This window comes from Nonomuraea sp. NPDC049419, assembly GCF_040676995.1.
Lineage (GTDB): Bacteria > Actinomycetota > Actinomycetes > Streptosporangiales > Streptosporangiaceae > Nonomuraea > Nonomuraea salmonea.
Window position 1 is genome coordinate 261,213 of record NZ_JBFAQB010000003.1, and the last position, 21,980, is coordinate 283,192.

Sequence of the window (21,980 nt, forward strand, 5' to 3'; positions counted from 1 at the left end):
ACGATCGTCGCGCCGGTTCGTACCCCTTTTCGCGCATGATCCCCGGTGGGAAGGTGACGAGACCTACGACAGGACGGGAGCGGCTCGATATGCGGAAATATGTGATCATGGGCGTGCAGGGCAGCGGAAAGGGCACCCAGAGCGCGATGCTCGCCGCCGACCTCGACCTCGTCCACATCAGCGTCGGTGACATCTTCCGCTGGCACGTCAAGCACCACACCAAGCTCGGCGCCCAGGTACGCCGCCTCGTCGCGGCCGGCGAGCTGGTCGGCGACGACCTCGTGGCGGACGTCGTCAAGGACCGCCTCGAACTCCACGACTGGAACTACGGCTTCATCGTCGACGGCTTCCCGCGCAACCGGCGGCAGGCCGAGTTCTTCCTGGAGAGCTACGACCTCGACGGCGTCATCCACCTCGACCTGCCCGACGACGAGGTGCGCAGGCGGGTGCTGGCCCGGCGGCTGTGCGCGCGGTGCGGCATGGACTACAACCTCATCGCCCACCGGCCCGAGGAGGAGGGGCGCTGCGACGTGTGCGGCGGCGAGCTGGTGACCAGGGCCGACGACACCCCCGACGCGCTGGCCAGGCGGCTCGCCGACTACCACGACAAGACCGGGCCGGTGCTGGAGTTGTTCCGCCGCAAGGAGTACGTGCTGACCATCGACGCCCGCGCCGACAAGCTCGCCGTCCAGCGGACCATCCGCACCCGCTTCAACCTGCCGCCCTACCAGGGCTGACCCGTGAGGCAAAGAGTCGGTCACGGCGGCTCATGATTGCGGTCGGACCGCCCCCGGGACCCGGCTCCCCGGGAGGAGGATCACCAGCGGGTCGAGACAGGCACGTCACGCGGGGGTACGACATGGGCAGGCCCGGAATCGCGGCGATCATCGCGCTCGCCGCGCTGGGCACCGCCGCCTGGGCGGCGACCACTCCACCCGCCGTCGAGACGCTTCCGGCGGCCGGCCCACCCGCCACCCCGCGCTCGTCGCCCGGCACGCCGGCGCTCACCGCCGGCCGGTCTCCTGCGGACCTCGGCGCGGACGCGGGTCTCGGGGCCGGCGCGGGGGCGTGGTTCGCGCCCGGCGGCGCCGCGCGGGGTCCGGGGTCCGGGGCCGCGCCGGGCAGCGCCGCCAAGAGCGCGATGGGGCCGTCCTGGCTCGTGGGGGCGCCGACGTACGGGCCGGAAGGGGAGCTGGGCGGCCGGCGGAGCGGGCCGGAGGGGGAGCTGGGCGGCCGGCGGGGCGGGCCGGCGGCGCCCAGGCCGAGCGGGACGGGGACGCCCAGGCCGAGCGGGACGGGGACGCCGCGTGTCCCCGCGAACCTGCACGTCACCCAGGACCTAACCCCTGATCCGGTGATCATCGGCGGCGAGGCGGTCTACGTCATGTCCGTCACGAACGCCGGCGTGACGGACGCCACCGGCGTCATCGCCACGGCCGTGCTCGACCGCGACCTCACCCCCGGTCGCCTCCCGGACGGCTGCTCGCTCACCGGACGCACGGTCACCTGCGCCATGGCGCTCCCTGCGGGCGGCAGTGTCGCGATCGAGCTGCCGGTCAGCACCGATCCCGCCCTCCAGGACGGCACCAGCCTGGTCAACCGCGCCCACGTGACCGCACCCGACGCGCTCGCCGGTGAGGACGAGCTGACGACGCGCGCGCGGGCGGTCGCCGAGATCGAGGTACGCCAGGAGGGCACCCCGCAGGAGGTGGGCCACGGCGAGCGGATCCCTTACCGGCTGACGGTGACCAACCACGGCCCCTCACGGGCGGCGGACGTCTCCCTGCACAACCCGGCCGACGGCGACCGCGCGACGATAGCCGAGCGCCCGGCCGAGTGTCCGCCCAGCGGCTCCGCGTCCACCTGCCCGCTGGGCCCGCTCGCGCCGGGGGAGAGCAGGACGTACGGGTTCAGCCTGACCCCGCACGTGGCGGGCCCGCTGACGATCTGCGCGTCCGTCACCACGGGCGGCGGCGAGGAGAACACCGAGGACAACCACGCCTGCGCCGACACGGTCGTGGCGGCGGCGGAACCGGGCCAGGAGAGCATCGAGGAGCCGGAGGAGACTCCGGAGCCCACCCCCAGCGCCTCCCCGGACAAGGAGCGCAAGAGCACCGGGCACGAGCCGGACGAGCCTCGCAGCGAGCGCGGCCCCGAGCCGCCGGCCGCCGCCGGCGACGTGCCGCCGCCCGCGCACCACAGCGGTGAGACCCTGCCGCTGACCGGCGCGTCGATGTGGATGCTCGGCCTCGGCGTGGCGGTGCTGCTCGCGATCGGCCTGCTCGTCCGCTTCTTCTCCCACCAGGACAGGCGAACCCCCTGACCTGCACCTGCCCGGCGTCAGTTCACGACGTCGCGGGTCCACGACCCGAGCACGAGCAGGGTCTTGGTGCCTGTGACGTTCCCGGCCCTGCGCAGCCGGTCGATGACCTGCTGGAGGTGGCCGAGGTCGCGCACCCGTACGTGGATCAGCGCGTCCGGGTCGCCCGCGATCGTGAACACGGCCTGCACCTCGGGCACGTCGGTGGCGGTGCGGATGATCTCGGCGACCGGGGTGGTGCCGGGATAGCGCAGCTCGGTGAAGGCCTCGATGCCCCAGCCGAGCTTGGCGTAGTCGATCTGCACGGCGAAGCCGGTGATCACGCCCAGCTCCTTGAGCCGGTCCACCCGCCGCTTGACCGCCGCCACCGACAGCCCGATACGCTCGGCCATCTCGGAGAACGTCCTGCGCCCGTCCTCGCGCAGCAGCCGCAGCACCTGGTGATCGATGTCGTCCACCTCAGGCACGGAGTACGCCCCCTTCATGCGCAAAGAACGCCGGCTGGCACGTCCATGAACTCATATTGTTTGCGTCTTCGGCCCGGTTTCTCGTCTAATACTTGCGCATATCATGCCCTGGTTGCTGTGCTGGGAAGCACGGCGCCCACGAGGCGAGCACGTAAGAAAGCCAGGAGGTTCGCATGAGCGTGAGCGAGACTCCCGCCCCCGTGTCGCTCGACGACAAGTACACGGCGCAGGACGGCCGCGTGCTCATCTCGGGCATCCAGGCCCTGGTCCGCTTGACGCTGGAGCAGCGCCGCCTGGACGACGAGCGCGGGCTGGACACCCGGGCGTTCGTCAGCGGCTACCCCGGTTCGCCGCTGGCGGGCGTGGACCTGGAGATGGGCAGGGCGGCGAAGTTCCTGGAGCCCGCCGGCGTGGTGGTCAAGCCGGGGCTGAACGAGGAGCTGGCGGCCACGGCTGTGGCCGGCACGCAGCTGCTCGACCAGGTGCCGGGCCGCCGCCACGAGGGCGTGACGGGCTTCTGGTACGGCAAGAACCCCGGCCTCGACCGGGCCGCCGACGCCCTCAGGCACGCCAACGTGGCGGGCACGGCGCCGCTGGGCGGCGCCGTGGCCTGGATCGGTGACGACCCCGGCTGCAAGTCGTCCACGCTGCCCAGCTCGTGCGAGCCGATGTGCCAGAGCCTGTCGATGCCGCTGCTGGCGCCGGGCTCGGTGGCCGAGGTCATCGAGTTCGGGCTGCACGCGGTGGCCATGTCGCGGGCGACGGGCCTGTGGGTCGGCCTGAAGATCGTCGCCGACATCGCCGACGCCTCCGCCACCGTCGACCTCGGCCCGCTGCGCGCCGGCATCCCCGAGCCGGGGCGCGCCTCCCGGGGTCCCGCGCCCATCCTGCTGGGCCCCGCCGCGCTCGACGCCGAGCACGACATGCTCACCCGCCGCCTCGACCTGGCCCGCGCCTACGCCCGCGAGCACGGGCTCAACCGGGTGACGGCCGGCGCCGGCAACACCACGCTGGGGGTGCTCGCGTCCGGCGCCACGTACGCGGTGGTCGAACGCGCCCTCGCCGACCTCGGCATCGACGAGGCCGCGATGGACGCGCACGGCCTGCGGCTGATCAGGATCGCGATGCCGTTCCCGCTCGACCCCGCCGAGCTGGCCGAGCTGACCTCGGGCCTCGCCCGGGTGCTGGTGGTCGAGGACAAGGTGCCGTTCCTGGAGGGTCATCTCAAGCAGGCCCTGTACGGCGGCGCGCACGTCCCCCAGATCGTCGGCCGCGACCTGCTCACCGCCAGGGGCACGCTGGGCGCCGACGACGTGGCCAAGGCGATCGCCACCTGCCTCGGCATCGAGCCGCCGCGCCGCGAGCGCCGCCGTGGGCTGCTGCCGGTGGTGGCGGCGCGCACGCCGTACTTCTGCTCGGGCTGCCCGCACAACACCTCCACCCGCACCGCCGACGGCACGCTGGTCGGCGTGGGCATCGGCTGCCACGCGATGATCGCGCTCGACGGCCACGGTCGCGGCACCCAGGTCGGCATCACCCAGATGGGCGGCGAGGGCGCGCAGTGGATCGGGCTGTCGCCGTTCACCGACGACCGGCACTTCGTCCAGAACCTCGGCGACGGCACCTACCACCACTCCGGGTCGCTGGCCATCAGGGCGGCGGTCGCGGCGGGGGTGCCGATGACGTACAAGCTGCTCTACAACGACGCGGTCGCCATGACCGGCGGGCAGCGGCCCGAGGGGCGGCTCGACGTGCCCGCCCTGACGCGGGAGCTGGCCCTGGAGGGCGTGCGGCGGGTGGTGATCACCACGCCGGAGCCCGAGACGTACCGGGGAGTGGAGCTCGCGCCGATCGCCTCCGTACGGCACCGCGACGACCTGCCCGAGGTCGAGAAGGAGCTGGCCGCGATCGGCGGGGTGACCGTGCTCATCCACGACGACCGCTGCGCCGCCGAGGAACGGCGGCTGCGCAAGCGCGGCAAACTCCCCACGCCCGCCCAGAAGGTGCACATCAATGAGCGCGTCTGCGAGGGCTGCGGCGACTGCGGCGACGTCTCCACGTGCCTGTCCGTGCAGCCGGTCGAGACCGAGTACGGCCGCAAGACCCGCATCCACCAGGCGTCCTGCAACACCGACCTGAGCTGCCTCAAGGGCGACTGCCCTTCGTTCCTGCTGGTCGAGCCGGGCACCAAGGAGCCGAGGAAGGCGCCCGCGCCGCCCGTCACCCCGCCAGAGCCGGTCACCTCCCACGCCGACGAGACGCTCATCAGGATGCCCGGCATCGGCGGCACCGGCGTGGTCACCGTCTCGCAGATCCTGCAGATGGCCGCCCACCTCGACGGGCTGCACGCCACCGGCCTGGAGCAGACCGGGCTCGCGCAGAAGGGCGGGCCCGTGGTCAGCGACGTGCGCATCGGCAAGCGGCCGCCGGCCGGGCACGTCCGCGCCTCGCGGGGCAGCGCCGACGTGCTCATCGGGTTCGACGTGCTGGGGGCGGCGGCCGACGCCACGCTGTCCGTGGCGGCGCCCGGGCGTACCGTCGCCGTGCTGAACACCTCCGTCGTGCCCACCGCCGCCATGGTGACCGGCCGCGTTCCCGTCCCCGGCCACGCCGACGCGGTCGCCCGCGTCGCCTCCGCCACCCGCGCCCAGCACTGCGTGGACGCGCACGCGCTGTCGGAGGAGCTGTTCGGCGACCACATGCCGGCCAACCTGCTGCTGCTCGGCGCCGCGTACCAGCACGGCTGCCTGCCCGTCGGCGCCGACGCGATCGAGCGGGCCATCACGCTCAACCGGGCCTCCGTGGAGCAGAACCTGGCCGCGTTCCGGTGGGGACGGGCCGTCGCGCACGACCCCGACGCCGTGCGCAGGGCCGTCCTGCCCGCGCCTTCCGAGCCGCCGACGTTCGAGGAGGTCGTGGCCGAGCGCGTCGCCGACCTCACCGGCTACCAGAACGCCACCTACGCCCGTACGTACGCCGACGACGTCCGCGGCGTCGCCGCCCGCGCTCTGGAGCGGGCCGGCGAGGAGGCCGGCGCCGCCATCGCCCTCGCCTACGCGCGCGGCCTGCACAAGCTGATGGCCTACAAGGACGAGTACGAGGTCGCCCGCCTCCACCTCGACCCCGCCGAGCAGGCGCGGCGCGAGCGCGAGTTCGGCACCGGCGCGAAGGTGACGGTGCTGCTGCACCCGCCGGTCCTCCGCGCGATGGGCATGAAGCGCAAGATCAAGATGGGCCGCTCCGCCGGGGTGCTCTTCCGCGGCCTGCGCGCCGCGAAGGTGCTGCGGGGGACCGCGTTCGACGTGTTCGGCAAGGCCGAGGTGCGCCGCGTCGAGCGGGCGCTGGTCGGCGAGTACCGCGAGCTCGTCCGCACCGCGCTCGACCGCCTCACCCCCGCCAACGCCGCCGTCGTCGAGGAGCTCGCGGGCCTGCCCGACCTGATCCGCGGGTACGAGGACATCAAGCTCGCCCGGGTCGCCGAGTTCCGCGAACGCGCGCAGAAAGCGTTGGAGAACCTCTGAATCCTCAGGAGTCATCGTGACCGTCGAACGCCTGCTGCCGGACCAGGACGCCAGAGACCTCATCGAGCTGGCCCGCGACATCGCCGACAAGGAGCTGGCCCGCCGGGTCGACGAGCACGAACGCTCCGAGACCTACCCCGAGGGCCTGTTCGCCACCTTGGGCGCGGCCGGGCTGCTCGGCCTGCCCTACCCGGAGGAGTACGGCGGTGGCGGGCAGCCGTACGAGGTGTATCTGCAGGTCATCGAGGAGCTGGCGATGCGCTGGGCGGCCGTCGCCGTCGCCACCAGCGTGCACACGCTGGCCTGCTACACCGTCTTCACCCACGGCACCCCCGAGCAGCGCGACCGGTGGCTGCCCCGCATGCTGGCCGGCGAGCTCATCGGCGGCTACAGCCTGTCCGAGCCGCAGGCCGGCTCCGACGCCGGGGCGCTGACCTGCCGCGCCGAGAGCGTCGCCGACGGCTACCGCATCACCGGCAACAAGGCGTGGATCACGCACGGGGGCATCGCCGACTTCTACGCCCTCTTCGCCCGTACGGGGTCCGGCTCGCGCGGCGTCTCCTGCTTCCTCGCCCCCGGCTCCGCCGACGGCCTCACCTTCGGCCGCCCGGAGGAGAAAATGGGGCTGCACGCCGTACCGACGACCAGCGCCCACTGGGACGGGGTGCTCGTGGACGCCGACCGCCTCATCGGCGAGGAGGGCCAGGGCCTCCAGATCGCCTTCAGCGCCCTCGACTCCGGCCGCCTGGGCATCGCCGCCTGCGCCACCGGCCTCGCCCAGGCCGCTCTGGACGAGGCGGTGGCCTACGCGAAGGAACGCAAGACCTTCGGCAAACGCATCATCGACCACCAGGGCCTGGGCTTTTTGCTGGCCGACATGGCCGCCGCCGTCGACACCGCCCGCGCCATGTACCTGGACGCCGCCCGCCGCCGCGACGCCGGCCTTCCCTACGGCCGCCACGCCTCGATCGCCAAACTGGTCGCCACGGACGCCGCCATGAAGGTCACCACGGACGCCGTCCAGGTGTTCGGGGGGTACGGGTATACGCGGGAGTTCCGGGTGGAGCGGTACATGCGCGAGGCCAAGATCATGCAGATCTTCGAAGGCACCAACCAGATCCAAAGATTGGTCATCAGCCGCGACCTGGCGAAGTGAGGACGGCCGAGTCAGGACGGGGATATCGACGAGGAGAACGGCTGCTTCTACGCTTCGCGCATGTTGCCTCCTGGAAGCTGGTCCAGGCCTGCGGGTGAAAGTCCCGTCCGGGTAAGCATCGGAGCGCCCGGTAGCAGGCCCCGGTTCGTCGTGGAGACATGGCGGGCTGGAAGCCGGTGGTGAAGTCGTCCGGAGGGCAGCGGGAGTCCGAGGGGATCGTAGTACCGCTGATCGGGGTGCAGCACAACGCGCCGGGAGGGAAGGGCCCTCACTTTGATCACGCGTGCGGCGAGGGTAAGCACCAGGGCATGACCCAGGATGGCGGGCTGATTGCCGTTCTCGTGCCCGAAGCACCTGTCCTTTCAGGCTCCAACGCTGTGGCCGTTTACGTTCAGGACGGACACGTCGGTTACCTGCCCAGCGAAGTCGCGGCAAGGGTGGGGCCCAGGATCCGGGCATTCGGTTCCAGCCAGGGTGGCCGGTTCATCTCATGCCCGGCGCGAATTCACCTGCATCCACCGCAACTGGCCGGTGTGAACGTCGAGGCACGACGTAAGCTCGGCGCTTGGCGCAGCTCCGAGAGCAACCTGCGATTCATCATCGATCAGTTCGCCGAAGCCGGCGACCCGACCATGGGTGAAGCATGCTCGTTGCTTGCCCAGACCCTCCGCTATCAGCCTGGCCGCCGCGACGAGACCCTCATCGCTTATGTGGATGCCCTCTACTACCGTCGGCTCGACGCCGACCTGTGGCGTGACCTCATCGACTATGCCTCGCCTGCGCCTCACATACCGATGCTGACCGAACTCTTCGCGATCAGCCCGTCGCCTGTACGCCCTGCCTTGCTTCCGCTCCTGGTCTCCATTTCCGATGGACGTGACCGTATGGGCCATCTCGACCCGGCCAAGGGACCACGACTTCGGGCGGCAGCACCGATGCGAAAACCGCCGACCGGCTCACAACGTGGCTCGTCAAGCAGGGCCAGGACGCAGAGGCAGCGCAGGTTCTCAGGCAGGCACTTACACGTCCCTCCGACGGGGTCACCCTTCGACAGCGCCTTGATAAACGACTCGCTCGCTGCGAGAGGGCGCCCGACTAAGAATTGAAAGGGGCGCGACGTCGGTGGCATTGTCAACGTGCATGTGCTGTGACCGCCACGATCCCACGGGCGAAACCTGGCGCGATAACCATCGTCGAAGGCAGCCCAGCCTTATCGTCATCACTGATCCGGGTTGCTGATTCGAGTTTCATCGAGATCTACCGGCGTGGCGTCGGACCAGATTTTCTCTGCTTCAGCAACGAAATGTTCGAACCACTCGCCGTCGTGCGGGCGGATTATCTGCTTGGGCTCCCCCCGCGCTCGGTAGCTGAAGTACTCGAGGAATAGGGATGAGGTATCGGTATGCTTGCCCGTGGACGTATCGACTCCTACGATTCCCATGGCGATCGGATGTTGCGACAGGCGAACGGATATATCTCCACCTGTAGAGTGCTTCAATTCTTGAAGCAGTCGTAGCGTGTGCCATATGCGTTCTTTCACGCTCGTGACCGATCTCTCCGCATAGTATCGATCTGCCGCGAGCTTGGCGGCTGGAGACTCCGGATCCACAAGCACCACCCGTACGCTGGTTCCGGCGCTGAGCCATTCTTCCAAGTTCGCATAGTTGCTGTTTATCAAGGTGTTTCGTGTTACGCCGGTGATGAGCAGTTCGCGGCCGGCTGCCATGGCCTGCTCCAGATGGCTTCCGTAAGCAGCCATGAGCCCAGGTCGAGGAAGCCGTGATATGGCCTCAACCTTGGAAAGTGGCCAAGGGGTGCCTTCCTCCCACATCCGACGGGCCTCTGCCACATAGTGCGCGTACCAAAAACCGTCCTGGGGGGTGAGCTTGAATATTGGTGCTGCTTCTCCCGGAGGACGGTGCTCATAGTGTTGCACATAGACAACCGCGTTCGCGGTTTCGGCGTCGATTGCATTGACACCGATCTTCGGCAGGAACGAGGCCACGCGCACTTCTAAGAAGCCCTGGGTGCCGTCCCGTATCAACAACAACTCGTCCAGCGCGCGTTTGACGGTCTCCGCAAGATGGTCAGCGTCTTGCGGAATCGACCCTTCCTGGCTGGCGACCTGCATCAACGCTGCATTTGTAGGGTCCAGCAGGAGAACCTGAACCCGTGAACCTCTTGCCAGGGAGCGGCGCAATGGCCCCCTCATCGTCGGCAGGGTTCTCGACATCGTGTTGCCTATGAAGAGCCAAGTGTCTGCAGACGCTCTGCTCTGATGCAACTCAGCCGGAAAGGCCGCCATGAAAAAGTCGGTCAGGTCCATTCGCTGGGAACGTGTGACCTCTGCGATGTGACGACGTGAACGGATCTGAGAGAGTGCGAGGAAGGCGAGAAGAGCAAGGATTACGGAAGCCAGGGTCTTGGTGTCATCGATGACGTTCAAGGAGCCCATGACCGTGAAGATAAGGGCCGTCGCTGCGAGGATGTACAGATCTAAATTATCATCGAATATGAGTTTTGCCATTGCTCGTTTTGCGCGTCCAGGCGTTGTCACACAATGATGTTACTCTCTGATGCCGTTCATGCAACGAGTTGCTTTGGTGTGACCGACCGTCGAGGTGGATCGTCTCGGCCTGCTCCGCGCCAGAGCTGCGGTGTTTCGCGGATAAGTGGTTGGCGGGCGGTGCCTGGCTTCTGGGATGGTATGGGCATGGAGAGCGTGCGGGATGTCTCTGGGCTGGCCGAGGCTGTTCAGCGGGGAGAGCGGGTCAGGTATCTGATGTTCTGGGGGCATCGAGCGCCGCGGGGTGGTGGGGTGGGGGCTGGGTGTTTGTCTCAGTGGTGGCCGGCCACATTTGTGGTGGACGGGGTGTCCTATTCGTCGGCTGAGCATTTCATGATGGCTGCCAAGGCGCGGCTGTTCGGGGATGAGGAGATGGCGGCCGCGATTGTGGCGGCTTCGCATCCCAAGCAGGCCAAGGATCTGGGGCGGCGGGTGCGGGGGTTCCGTGAGGAGGTTTGGGAGGCGGCTCGGTTCGATGTCGTGGTCCAGGGGAATCTGGCGAAGTTCGGGCAGAACTCCGAGTTGCGCGACTACCTCCTGAAGACGGGGGAGCGGGTGCTCGTGGAGGCCAGTCCGGTTGATCGGGTTTGGGGGATCGGGCTGGCGGCTGATGATGAGCGGGCTGAGCGGCCCGAGGCTTGGCGGGGGCTCAATTTGCTGGGGTTTGCTCTTATGGAGGTTCGGGAGGCTCTGCGGGGGATGTAGGCGATTGAGTACGTGGTACTCATGCCGTCCCCCGACCCCCGCCGTACGTTCGCGGCGTGTCCACCTCAGTCTTACGAGTAACCCTTGCGCTCATCATGACCGTCGCGGGCCTGGCCCTCGTCGGTTCCCCCGCCGCCCAGGCGGCGGACACCCAGCCGTTGAACGTGCGGATCCTTCTGGTGAACTGCGCGGCCCCCTGCGACGAGCAGGGGCTGGAAGCCGCAGGCGAGAGTACGCCGGACTTCTACGGGAAGATCACGTTCGCCGGCTTCCCCACCCACACCACCCCCAGAGCGCCCGACGACCAGTCGCAGGTCGCCCCGTTCTGGACGCACTCCCAGCAGATCCCCACGACGGTGGTCGAGCAGGAGATCTCGATCCAGATCTGGGACCACGACAGCACGTCGGGCGACGACCTGGCCGACACCTCGCCGGTGGCGGGGCAGGCCGACACGCGGTTCAAGGTCAACATGATCCACGGCACGGTCTCCGGCGACCTGAACGACAGCACGGGGTGCGTGGCCGGGAACGGGGAGCCGGGCGGCGGGATCTTCGGGCCGGATCCGAAGCCGTCCGTGCAGGTCTGCCTCGAGGTGACGCCGCACGCGGTGGCCGACTCCGACGGGGACGGGTTCACGGATTACGCGGAGCACCGGGGCCTCGATTTCGACGACGACAACGTCGTGGACCTGACCCTGCCCGGTGTGGACCCGGAGCGCCGCGACGTGTACGTCGAGATCGACTGGATGAAGGACAGGAAGCCGCAGGACGGCGTGCTGGAGAGGGTCGAGGAGGTGTTCGACAGGGCTCCGGTGACCAACGAGCAGACCGGCGCGACGGGCCTGGCGCTGCACCTGGTGGCGGACGAGGAGGTGCCGTACGCCGAGGCGATCGACTTCAGCGACGACCGGCGGCCAGGCGCGTACGACGACTTCGACGACATCAAGTCGGGCTCCTGCGGTCCGGACGGCGACGGGCACTTCGGCACGAAGGCTGACCGGGCCAGCCCTCTGTGCGAGGAGATCGTGCAGTTCAAGCGCCGCCACTTCAGGTATGGGGTCTTCATCAACGGCCTGACCGGCAGCGGCACCACGTCGGGCCGGGCGGAGCTGCACGACCGTGGCGGCGACGACTTCGTGGTGTCCCTGGGCCGCTGGACGGACGACATGCTCAGGGCGGGCGGCGGCCGCGTCGCCGTCGAGCAGGGGACGTTGCTGCACGAGCTGGGTCACACCTTCGGCCTCGGCCACGGCGGCCGCTACACCAACGGTGTGGTCGACTCGATCAACTGCAAGCCCAACTACCAGAGCGTGATGAACTACGCCTGGCAGACGCAGAACCTCGACTCCGGCCGCCCTCTCGACTACCAGCGCTTCGGCAAGCAGACGCTGCTGGAGAACGACCTCGACGAGACGCAGGAGCCGGGGCTGGCGGGCGCTCGCGAGCCGGTGATCCACGGCAAGGGTGGCGTGGTGGCCAGGTCCGACCCGGACGAGAAGATCGATTGGGACGGCGACGGCACGTTCACGACCGACGCAGTCGCCGACATCAACCACATTCCGGACTTCGAGGAGGGCTGCACCAGCGACGACGCCAGTGAGCGGCTGGTCAGCAACCCCGACTGGAGCCAGCTGGTCTACGGCTTCACCGGTAGCCCGTACTGGGCCGACGGCAACCACGGCCCGATCGTGCCCGAGCTGACCGGCGACGCCGTGCTCAAGGTGACGGCGGTCGACCTGACCGCGGGGATGACCGTCGACAAGGCGGAGGCCGCGGGTGGGGACACGGTGACCGCGACCGTGACGATCGGGAACAAGGGGGCGAGCACCTCCTCCGAGACGTCGGTGACGTTCACACCGCCGGTCGGCGACCCGGTCACCCGCCCGCTGGACGACCTGGCGCCGGAGCGTACGGCGACCGAGACGTTCACGTACGAGATCCCCTGTACGGCTGCCGACGGCAGCGCGCTCACCAGCACCGCCGAGGTGACGGGCGAGAACGCCGACGGCTTGCCCGAGCCGGAGTCGACGCTGGCCGACAACAAGGCCACGGCCGTCACCACGGTCAGCGCGCCGGTCATGGCGGTGACCGCCACGGCGACGGCGTCGGTGCACGCGGGCGAGGCGATCACGTACACGATCGGGCATCGCAACACCGGCCACGCGCCCGCGACGGGGGCGGAGCTGACATACGTGCTGCCCGCCGACGTCTACTACAGCCAGGCGCTGGACGCGGGCGCGGGCCCGCGCCCCGGCGAGGTCACGAGGAGCGACGACGGCACGACGACGCTCACCTGGCCGCTCGGCACGGTCGCGCCGGGCGCGTCCGGAGAGGTCACCTTCACCGCGCGGCCCGGCCTGCTGTTCGAGGCGGGCGCCACGGTGACGGGACGGGCGAGCCTCGCCTACGGCGGCGCCAACGACTGCACGTTCGGCCCCGCCGCGGCCACCGCGCAGACGGCGATCACCGAGGCCGCGCCCGGCAGGCACCCGCTGCTGTCCACGCTGTGGGCGCTGCGCACCGACCTGCGTACGGACGAGGTGCGGGCCCGTGTCCAGGCCACCGACACCCGCTTCGACGGGAACGGCGACGGCGCGCTGTCGCAGAAGGAGACGTCGGACGCGCTGCTCCTGCCTTTGCTCCAGCCCAAGGAGCTCAAGGCCGAGCTGCTGGCCACCACGCTCAACCTGGCCACCCGCCAGATCAACGCCGGCACGCACGTCCACACGCCGACCATCACCAAGCTCAAGCTCGAGACCGTCGGCGACGCCGTGAGGCACGCGCGGCAGGTCCTGGCCGAGCCGCCGACCGTGGGCAACCTCGTCGCCTACACGGACGCGACACTGGTGCTCGTCCAGATCAACTCCGGAGTGGCGGAACGGTACTAGAGAGCACGGATGGCGGCCGCACGCGTGCGGCCGCCATCCTCATGGAAAGGTCAGGAGCTCGGGCAGGTGTGGCGGTACTCCTCGACCGCCAGCCCGCTGGGCGGCGGGCAGAGGAACTGCTCGTAGCGGGTGTCGTCGTCGACGAACCGCTTCAGCCAGGCCACCATCGACTTGGCCATCGTGGTGTTGGTGGTCTGCGGGAAGAAGTGGCTGGCGTTGTTCAGCTCCAGGTACGCCTTCTCCGACGACGCCGGGATGCTCTCGTAGAACGGCTCCGAGTGGCTGCGTACGGGGGCGATGCTGTCGCTCTCACCGCCGATGATCATCGTGGGGACGCGCACGCCCGACCACGACTTCTGCAGGTTCCACGGCGCGATCGGCACCGCCGCCTGCAACGAGGACCGGCTGCTCGCCGCCTCCAGCGAGCCGCCGCCGCCCATGGAGTGGCCCGCCACGGCCAGCCGCGAGGAGTCGATGCGGCTGCGTACGGTCAGCGAGCTGTCCTCGACCAGGTAGTCGAGGGCGGCGAGGAGCTGGCGGCCCCGGCTGTCCGGCTGGTCGTAGAGGGTGTTCGTCTCGATGCCGATCACCACGAAGCCGTGTGAGGCGATGCGCGGGCCCAGCCACGACAGGCTGGACCAGCGGGCGGTGTAGCCGGGCGAGATGGCGATCGCGCCGAACGTGCCCTGGCTGGTGTCGAGCGGATAGTAGATCGTGCCGCCGCCGAAGCCGCTCACCAGCGACGAGACGCTGGTCTGCCCGGTCGAGAACGGGCCCCGGGAGGCTTCGAGCAAGGCGTCGGTCGGGGCGGGGCCGCGCTCGTACGGGCTCGCCGCCTGGGCGGGGGAGGCGGCCGCGAGGGCGCCGGCGATCAGTGAGACGGTGAGGGCGAGTTTGGTGAACGTTCGCGCGCCGAATCGGGGGGCTAAGAGCTGCACGTCGTCATACTCCCTGCTCATCGGGGGGTGCTTCGGGTGGTGACAGCTGTCTTTCGCCATTGTTCGGAGCGCTCGTCAACCGTGCATCGGTGAAATCACCGGTCCTGCGATCAGGACATGAGCCTTACCAGTTCGACGCGGGAGCGGACGCCGAGCCGGCTGAAGATGTTGCGCAGGTGGTGCTCGACCGTGCGGCGGCTGAGGAACAGCTGCTCGGCCACCTCCTTGTTGGTGGCGCCCTCGGCCACCATGCGGGCGATGCGCAGCTGCTGCGGGGTGAGCTGGCTCGTGGCCGCCGGCGGTGCCGGGCCGACCGGTTCGCCCGACGCGCGCAGCTCCGTCCGCGCCTGCTCGGTCCACAGGCGGGCCCCGTACCGTTCGAACGTCTCCAGCGCCGCGTGCAGGTGCGTCCTGGCCGCGCCGGGGCGGCGGTCGCGGCGCAGTGCGCTGCCGTACAGCAGCCGCGTCCGCGCCGCCTCGAACTCGTGGCCGCCCTGCCCGTGCAGCTCCAGCGCCTGCCTGAACAGCTCGTCCGCCTCGCGCGGGGCCGCCAGCAGCGCCCGGCAGCGGGCGACGAGCGCCCGCAGGTCAGGGCTGCGCGTGCTGCCCACCCAGCCCTCCAGCACCTTCAGCGCCGCCTCGGCGCCCTCATGATCTCCGGTACGCGCGCACGCCTCGATCAGGTGCGGCGTCGCCATCACCCTGATCACCACATGCCGGCTGGTACGCCGCTCCGCCCGCAACCGCCCCGCCGCGTCCGCGGGCCGCCCTGCCGCCAGGTCGAGGCAGGCCAGCGCCCAGGTGCCGATCGCGCCCGCGATGCCCAGGTCGTGCGCGCCTGCCAGGTCGATGGCCGCGTCCGCGCGGATCCTGCACGTCTCCTGGTCGCCCTCCACCGCCGCCGTCATCGCCAGCCAGGCCAGGTGCTGGGCGGCCGTGTTGCGCTGGCCCGCCTCCCTGGCCAGGTGGAGGCCGCGCGCCGCGGTGTCGGCGACCGAGGCGTAGCGGCCCGACCACACCTCCGGGTAGATCGCGTACTCCAGGAGCTGCGGCACCGCCGAGGCCGCCCCGCGCGCGCCGGCCGCCTCCAGTGCGCGGGCCGACAGGCGGTGGGCGGTGGCGTCCTCCCCCAGCAGCATGCTCGCCACGCCCGCCCACGCCAGCACCGACGGGTCGTCGACTGTGCCGGTCACTGTGCCGGTCACTGTGCCGGTCACTGTGCCGACCAACGGGTCGGCCAGCTCCACCACCCGGCGCAGCGGGGCCGCCGCCTCCCGGTGAGCGCCGCTGAACGTCGCCGCCATCCCCTCCAGGTACTCGAACATCAGCTGCGCCGGCACCTGCTCGTCCGGGCGGCGCAGGGCGGCGGCCTGCCTGGCGATCGCGATGAACGCCCGGTTGTCGCCCGCCCGGTAGCTGGCGTCCGCCGCACGTACGAGGGCTCTGAGCCCCAGCATGCGGTGGCTCTCCAGCAGCCAGGTCGCGGCGGCCAGCAACTCCTCCCTGGCGCTGCCCGTCTCGCCGCCGAGCAGCTCCAGGCTGCCGCGCAGCAGGCGTACGTGGGCGCGCACCTCGTTCGGGGCCCTCGCCAGGTCGTGCAGGCGGGCCAGGAGGGCGCGGGCCACCTGCGGGCGGCCCGCGATCCAGGCGTGCCTGGCCGCCGCGGCCAGCCGTTCCGCCTTCTCGGGGCGGTGCCTGCCGGTCAGCTCGGCCGCCCGCTCCAGCGCCAGGTACGGCTCGGGGTGGCCGCCCGGCGTACGGTCCTTGAGCGCCGCCGTGGCCAGGTCGTCGGCCAGCCGGTCCGGGTCGGCGTCCATGGCCCATGCGCGATGCCAGGCGCTTCTTTGCTCCGTGCCTGCTTGCGCGAGGAGGCGGTGGGCGCTGCGGCGGGTCAGGAGGGTGGCGCCGTGGTAGACGACGCCGCGCAGGGCGGGGTCGTGGAAGGCGTACCGGTCGCCGGTGGCGTACAGGATGCCCGCCCGCTCGGCCGGCTCCAGGGCGGTGAGCGCGCAGCCGGGGCGGGCCGCCGCGATCAGCGTGGGCACGTCTATCTCGGGGTCGGCGGCGATCAGCACCAGCAGCCGCCGCGTCTCCTCCGGCAGCGCGGCCAGCCGGGCCGCGTGCTCCCGCCACAACCGGCCGTCCCTGGGCAGCGTCTCGGGCGGGGCGGCGAGACCGGCGAGCTGCTCGCGGCTGAGCGACCCGATCAGCTCGGCCAGCGCCAGCGGGTTGCCCCGGGCGACCTGGTCGAGCGCCGCCAGCAACTCCTCGCTGACCTCGCCGGGCGCGAGATCGTCGGCGAGCTCCCGTACGGCCGCCCGCTCCAGCCCGCTGAGCACCCGCACCGGTAGCCCGGCCGCCCAACCCTCGTCCGCACGCGCGCTGAACATCACCGCCACCCGCTCGCCCCCCACCCGCCTGGCCACGAACGCCAGCACCTCGCGACTGGCGTCGTCAAGCAGATGAACGTCATCCACGCAGACGAGCACCGGCCGCTCACCGGCGACCTCCGCCAGCAATGCGAGCACGGCCGCCGGCAACGCCAGCCCGCTCTCGGCGTTCCCGGGCGCGAGGACGGGAGCCAGCGCGCGAACCTGCGCAGCCGGTAATCGGGCAGCGGCTCCGGCGACGGGGCGCAACACCTGGTGCAACCCGGCGTACGGCAACCGCGTCTCGGCCTCGACCCCCGACCCCCGGAGCACCAGGAACGCCTCCCCGGCCAGCCCGGCGGCAAGGTCGAGGAGGGTGCTCCTGCCCATGCCCGGCCCACCGACCAGGACCAGCGCCCCGCCACCCCCTTGGCGAGCGCCGTCGAGCAGCCGCCGCAGCGCCCGCTCCTCCGCACCACGACCACGCACCACCGGAACCCGCGCGACAGGGGACACGTCGTCCAGTGTTACGCGCAGATGTCAACCGGGAAAGGCCACAATCCCGATCACCGGGCGCGGCGCTCGCGGGGGCGTTTTCTGGAGAGGCGGTCGGTGAGGGTGGGGAGGAGGCCCTGGGGGAGGAAGAGGACGACGACGATGAGGACGAGGGCGTACACCGCGTACGACAGCACGCTCGGCGCGTACGACGGCATCCACGGCAGGGTGGCGAGGCTGTCGAGGCCCTGGACCAGCAGGGTGATGGCGGTGGCGCCCACCACGGCGCCCCACAGGGTGCCGAGGCCGCCGACCACGGCCATGACGATGTACTGGATGGAGATCAGCACGGGGAAGGAGCCGGGGGCGACGTAGCCGGTGTAGAAGCAGTAGATGCCGCCGGCCAGGCCGGCGAAGGCGGCCGACAGGGCGAAGACGACGAGCTTGTAGCGCCCGACGGGGATGCCGGACGATGCGGCGGCGGTCTCGCTGGTGGCCAGGGCGCGCAGGGCGCGGCCGGGGCGTGAGGTGATCACGTTGTGGGTGACCAGCAGGACGAGGGCGAGGCCGCCCCAGGTGAGGTACGCGTACGCGGCGGCGCTCTCGGCCTGGAAGGAGCCGATGGAGAACTGCGGGATGGCCTGCAGCCCGATGTCGCCACCGGTGAACTCGAGCTGCCCGGCCAGCGACAGCAGGATGAGCTGCATGGCGAGGGTGGCGAAGGCGAGGTGGTGGCCGCGCAGCCGCAGCAGGGGAGTGCCGATGACGAGGGCGGACAGGGCGGCGACGACGGGCGCGGCGATCAGGCCGGCGACCGGGGGCACGCCGCCGAGTGCGAGCAGCGCGGCGGTGTAGGCGCCGATGGCGTAGAAGGCGCCCTGGCCGAGCGAGACCTGCCCGGCGTACCCCATGAGCAGCGACACCCCGACGGTGACGATGGCGGCGAGGCCGAGCAGGATGTAGACGGCGAGCGCGCTGTCGTCGAGCACGGCGGGCAGGGCGAGCGTGACGGCGGCGGCGAGGAGCCCGGCGGCGAGCCTGATCATACGGACTCCTGGGAGAGCGTGGTACGGCGGCTCGCCTGCACGATCATGACCACGATCATCAGCCCGAGCGCGACTTCGAGCTGGTGTGAGCCGTAGCCGTAGCCGGCGGCCATGGTTTCGGCGACGCCCAGCAGCAGCGCGCCGGCCAGCGCGATGACGGGCCTGGTGAGCGCGCCGAAGACGGCGGCGGCGAAGCCGTTGACGATGAGGGTGACGTCGGTGTCGAAGGAGATCGGCCGCAGCGGCGTCACCAGCACTCCTGCGATGCCGCCGAGCAGCCCCCCGAGCGCGAACGCGAGCAGCCCCATCTTCCTGACGTCGATGCCGACGACGCGGGCGGCGTACGGGTTGGAGGCGCACGCGGTCAGCGCCTTGCCGAGGTAGGTGCGCCCGAAGAAGAGGGCGAGCAGCACGAACGTGGCCGCGGTGACCCCGATGACCAGCAGGTACTGGGTCTGGATGCGCGCACCGAGTATCTCCACGGAGCCGGCCAGCCCGGGCGCGGAGCGCGGCTGGTCACCCCACAGCACGATCTCCACCGCGTACGCCAGCACGCCCACGCCGAGCGTGACGATCAGCGACGACAGCGGCGTGGTGCCGGGCCTGCCGATGGCGGCAAGGCCGGTGAGCAGCCCGGCCAGCGCGGCGGCGAGCACGGCGGCCACCTCGCTCACGCCGTGCGGGAACCCGAGGCCGAGCAGCGACGACGTGCACAGCCCCGCGACGACGGCGAAGGTGCCCTGGGCGAAGTTCACCACGCCGGTGACGCGGTGGATGGTGACCAGCCCGCTCGCGATGAGCGCGATGGCGCAGCCGACGGCCAGGCCGTTCAGCAGGTACGTGAGGAACGCGCTCATGTGATCGCCCCGCCCAGGTAGGCGCTGGCCACCCGCGGGTCGTCGGCCAGCTCGTCGCACGGGCCCTCGGTCACCAGCCGCCCGGACTCCAGCACGTACGCCCGCGAGCACAGGTCGAACGCCAGCCGCGCGTTCTGCTCGATGAGCAGCACGGTCAGCCCGTGGGAGCGGTTCAGCTCGGCGAGGTGGGCGGCGAGGTCGGCGGTGACGTTGGGGGCGAGCCCGAGCGACAGCTCGTCCACCACGAGCGCGTCGGGCTCGGACATCAGCGCCCGCCCGAAGGCGACCATCTGCTGCTCGCCGCCGGACAGCACCCCGGCCCGCCGCCCGGCCAGCTCGGCCAGGCGGGGCAGCAGGTCGTAGACGAGGGCGGGGTCGCGCCGGCCTGAGCGCCAGCCGCCGAGCACCAGGTTGTCGGCCACGGACAGGTCGGGGAAGAGCTGGCGGCCCTCGGGGATGAGCGCGAGCCGGCCGCCGATCCGCACGCTGCCCGAGGCGGGCCGCAGCAGCCCGGCGAGGGTGTTGGCGAGCGTGGACTTGCCGGCGCCGTTGGGGCCGAGCAGGGCGACCATCTCGCCCTTGGCGGCGGTGAGCGTGACGTGGTCGAGCGCGGTCGCGGTGCCGTACGAGACCACCAGGTCCTGGACGTCGATCATGACGCCTGCCCGAGGTAGGCGGCGAGCACCAGCGGGTCTGCCCTGACCTCGGCGGGCGGGCCGTCGGCGATGACCTGGCCGAGGTCGAGCACCACGACCCGGTCCACCAGCCGGGTCACGAACGCCACGTCGTGCTCGATGAGCAGGATCGTCAGCCCGTCGGCGCGCAGTTCCTCCACGAGCGTGGCGAGCCGCTCGCGCTCCTCGCCGCGCAGCCCGGAGGCGGGCTCGTCGAGCAGCAGCAACCGGGGCCGCGCGCACAGTGCGCGGGCGAGCTGGAGCGCCCGCTGCTGGCCGATGGGCAGCCGGTCGGCGGGCCGGTCGGCCCACTCGGCCAGCCCGACGCGCTCCAGCGCGCGGTCGGCCGCCTCGCCGATCTCGCGCTCGTCGTGCCGGTGCCGCGGCAGCCGCAGCGCGGCGGAGACGAACCCGGCTTCGGTACGCCCGTGCGCACCGACCATGACGTTCTCCCTGACCGTCATGCCGTGGAAGACGCGGGCCGCCTGGAAGACGATCGACATGCCGAGCCTGGCCCGGCGGTGCGGCGGCAGCCGGTCCACCCGGCGGCCGAGGAAGGAGATCTGGCCGTGGTCGACCGCGAGGTGCCCGGTGATGAGGTTGAACAGGGTGGACTTGCCCGCTCCGTTCGGGCCGATGACGCCGCAGACCTCGCCGTCCGCGACGTTCAGCGACACGTCGCGGACGGCGTAGACGCCGCCGAAGGAGCGGGAGACGCCGGTGACCTCCAGCACGCCTACCCCAGCGCCGATACGGTCTTGGCGAGCTGCTCCTTGGCCCACTCGGTCGGGACGAACTTGCCGTCCTTGACCGTGTTGACGGAGATGTACTCGGGGGACAGGCCGGAGTGGTCGGTGGCGGAGTACCGGAAGCGGCCGTTCGGCGTGATGAGGTCCATCGTCTCCAGGGCCTGCTGGATCTTGGCCTTGTCGGTGCTGTTCGCCTTCCTGATCGCCTCGAACAGCAGCAGCGAGGCGCTGTAGCCGTCCTGCGCGAACTGCGGCGGCGGGTAGCCGTGCTTCTCCTCGTACGGCTTGGCCATCTGCTCGATGACCTGCTTCTGCTTGCCGTCGGGCAGGTGCTCGCCCACGACGCCGATCGCGCTCTGCACGGTCATGCCCTCGGCGGCGGCGCCCATCGGCTCCAGCCACAGCTTGCTGGCCTGCGAGGCGGTCAGGAACAGCGGGGTCTTCAGGCCGGAGGCGACGTACTGCTTGGCCGCGGTCACGCCGGGCGCGCCGGAGCCCCAGAACACCAGGGCCTCGGCCTGCGACTCGCGCACGTGGGTGAACATGGGACTGAAGTCGGAGGTCGTGGTCTCGTACGGCTCGTCCACGGCGATCGTCACGCCGTACTTGGGCGCCAGCTCCACCATCGCCTCGTGGCCCGAGACCGAGTACGCGCTCTTGGAGTCCCAGCCGACCGCGATGGTCTTGATGCCCTCGGCCTGGATGTACTGCAGGAAGCGTTCGGCGTACATGCTGGAAAGGGCGGGGGTGACGAAGATGTGCGACTTGATCGGCTCGACCTGCTCCTGCGCGGGGGCCAGCGACAGGTACGGCATCTTGTCGCGCTCCGCCAGCGGCTCCACGGCCAGCGCCGAGTTGGAGAACACCGGCCCGATCAGCGCGTCGATCTCGCCCTTGATCTGGTTGTAGGCCACGATGCCCTGGTCGGGAGCGGTCTTGTCGTCCCTGGTGACCAGCTCCACCTTGCGGCCGAGCAGCCCGCCCTGGGCGTTGACCTGCTCGACGGCCAGCTCGACCGCCTTCTTGTCCTCGCTGCCGAGCGGCGTGTAGTTGCCGGTGAGCGAGACGATCAGGCCGATCTTGATCGGGTCCTGACCGCCCGATCCGCCGCCTCCGCCGTCACCACTGCCCCCGCAGGCGGTGAGCGTGAGTAGGAGACAAGCCAGCGACGGTAGAAGCCTGCGCATCAGGACCTCCAGGACCGGGCGATGTGGCCCCGACAGTAGGCA

General features: G+C 70.9%; 16 protein-coding genes. 7 read left to right on the plus strand and 9 right to left on the minus strand.

The features are described 5' to 3' along the window. The first annotated feature begins 89 nt into the window (after positions 1–89). Both AB0K12_RS11280 and AB0K12_RS11285 read left to right on the plus strand, forming a co-directional pair. Complete coding sequence (locus tag AB0K12_RS11280) at positions 90–737, plus strand: nucleoside monophosphate kinase (RefSeq protein ID WP_364558399.1); 648 nt, start codon at positions 90–92, stop codon at positions 735–737. 122 nt (positions 738–859) lie between these two features. Beyond that, positions 860–2,323, plus strand: a complete 1,464-nt coding sequence (locus AB0K12_RS11285; RefSeq protein WP_364558402.1) for a hypothetical protein — start codon at positions 860–862, stop codon at positions 2,321–2,323. Between the two features lie 17 nt (positions 2,324–2,340). On the opposite strand, the gene AB0K12_RS11290 is transcribed toward AB0K12_RS11285, so the two are convergent. Beyond that, on the minus strand, positions 2,341–2,787 hold the full coding sequence (locus tag AB0K12_RS11290) for an Lrp/AsnC family transcriptional regulator (RefSeq protein ID WP_364558405.1): 447 nt from the start codon (positions 2,785–2,787) through the stop codon (positions 2,341–2,343). Positions 2,788–2,960: 173 nt separating this feature from the next. Between AB0K12_RS11290 and AB0K12_RS11295 the strand changes: the two genes are divergently transcribed. From AB0K12_RS11295 to AB0K12_RS11305, 3 genes are all read left to right on the plus strand, one after another. Then, on the plus strand, positions 2,961–6,308 hold the full coding sequence (locus AB0K12_RS11295; RefSeq protein WP_364558408.1) for an indolepyruvate ferredoxin oxidoreductase family protein: 3,348 nt from the start codon (positions 2,961–2,963) through the stop codon (positions 6,306–6,308). Positions 6,309–6,324: 16 nt separating this feature from the next. Beyond that, positions 6,325–7,464 carry an acyl-CoA dehydrogenase family protein gene (locus AB0K12_RS11300; RefSeq protein ID WP_364558410.1) on the plus strand — a complete coding sequence of 380 codons (1,140 nt, stop codon included), beginning with the start codon at positions 6,325–6,327 and terminating at the stop codon, positions 7,462–7,464. Between the two features lie 158 nt (positions 7,465–7,622). Then, the gene (locus AB0K12_RS11305) at positions 7,623–8,570 is read left to right on the plus strand and encodes an HIRAN domain-containing protein (RefSeq protein WP_364558413.1); all 948 of its coding nucleotides are present in this window, start codon (positions 7,623–7,625) and stop codon (positions 8,568–8,570) included. Positions 8,571–8,683: 113 nt separating this feature from the next. Here AB0K12_RS11305 and AB0K12_RS11310 read toward each other — a convergent pair whose 3' ends face one another. Next, positions 8,684–10,021, minus strand: a complete 1,338-nt coding sequence (locus AB0K12_RS11310; RefSeq protein ID WP_364558415.1) for a hypothetical protein — start codon at positions 10,019–10,021, stop codon at positions 8,684–8,686. A 156-nt stretch (positions 10,022–10,177) separates the two neighbouring features. Here AB0K12_RS11310 and AB0K12_RS11315 point away from each other — a divergent pair, with 156 nt between their 5' ends. Next, positions 10,178–10,735, plus strand: coding sequence for an NADAR family protein (locus AB0K12_RS11315; protein WP_364558418.1), 558 nt, complete (start codon positions 10,178–10,180; stop codon positions 10,733–10,735). Between the two features lie 56 nt (positions 10,736–10,791). Beyond that, positions 10,792–13,623 carry a hypothetical protein gene (locus AB0K12_RS11320; RefSeq protein ID WP_364558421.1) on the plus strand — a complete coding sequence of 944 codons (2,832 nt, stop codon included), beginning with the start codon at positions 10,792–10,794 and terminating at the stop codon, positions 13,621–13,623. Between the two features lie 50 nt (positions 13,624–13,673). On the opposite strand, the gene AB0K12_RS11325 is transcribed toward AB0K12_RS11320, so the two are convergent. The 7 genes from AB0K12_RS11325 to AB0K12_RS11355 form a co-directional block, all read right to left on the minus strand. Beyond that, positions 13,674–14,582, minus strand: coding sequence for an alpha/beta hydrolase (locus AB0K12_RS11325; protein WP_364558424.1), 909 nt, complete (start codon positions 14,580–14,582; stop codon positions 13,674–13,676). An 89-nt stretch (positions 14,583–14,671) separates the two neighbouring features. Beyond that, positions 14,672–17,446, minus strand: a complete 2,775-nt coding sequence (locus AB0K12_RS11330) for a LuxR C-terminal-related transcriptional regulator (protein WP_364558427.1) — start codon at positions 17,444–17,446, stop codon at positions 14,672–14,674. A gap of 50 nt (positions 17,447–17,496) precedes the next feature. Beyond that, positions 17,497–18,471 (minus strand): branched-chain amino acid ABC transporter permease, encoded by a 975-nt coding sequence (locus AB0K12_RS11335; RefSeq protein WP_364558430.1) that lies wholly within the window; start codon positions 18,469–18,471, stop codon positions 17,497–17,499. Then, on the minus strand, positions 18,468–19,328 hold the full coding sequence (locus AB0K12_RS11340; protein WP_364558433.1) for a branched-chain amino acid ABC transporter permease: 861 nt from the start codon (positions 19,326–19,328) through the stop codon (positions 18,468–18,470). Before AB0K12_RS11340 ends, AB0K12_RS11335 begins: the two co-directional genes overlap by 4 nt. Beyond that, complete coding sequence (locus AB0K12_RS11345) at positions 19,325–19,984, minus strand: ABC transporter ATP-binding protein (RefSeq protein ID WP_364558436.1); 660 nt, start codon at positions 19,982–19,984, stop codon at positions 19,325–19,327. The genes AB0K12_RS11340 and AB0K12_RS11345 overlap by 4 nt, the downstream gene beginning before the upstream one ends. Then, positions 19,981–20,736 (minus strand): ABC transporter ATP-binding protein, encoded by a 756-nt coding sequence (locus AB0K12_RS11350; protein ID WP_364558439.1) that lies wholly within the window; start codon positions 20,734–20,736, stop codon positions 19,981–19,983. The genes AB0K12_RS11345 and AB0K12_RS11350 overlap by 4 nt, the downstream gene beginning before the upstream one ends. A gap of 2 nt (positions 20,737–20,738) precedes the next feature. Continuing rightward, entirely contained in the window at positions 20,739–21,938 is a 1,200-nt protein-coding gene (locus AB0K12_RS11355; protein WP_364558442.1) for an ABC transporter substrate-binding protein, read from the minus strand. Between the last annotated feature and the right edge of the window lie 42 nt (positions 21,939–21,980).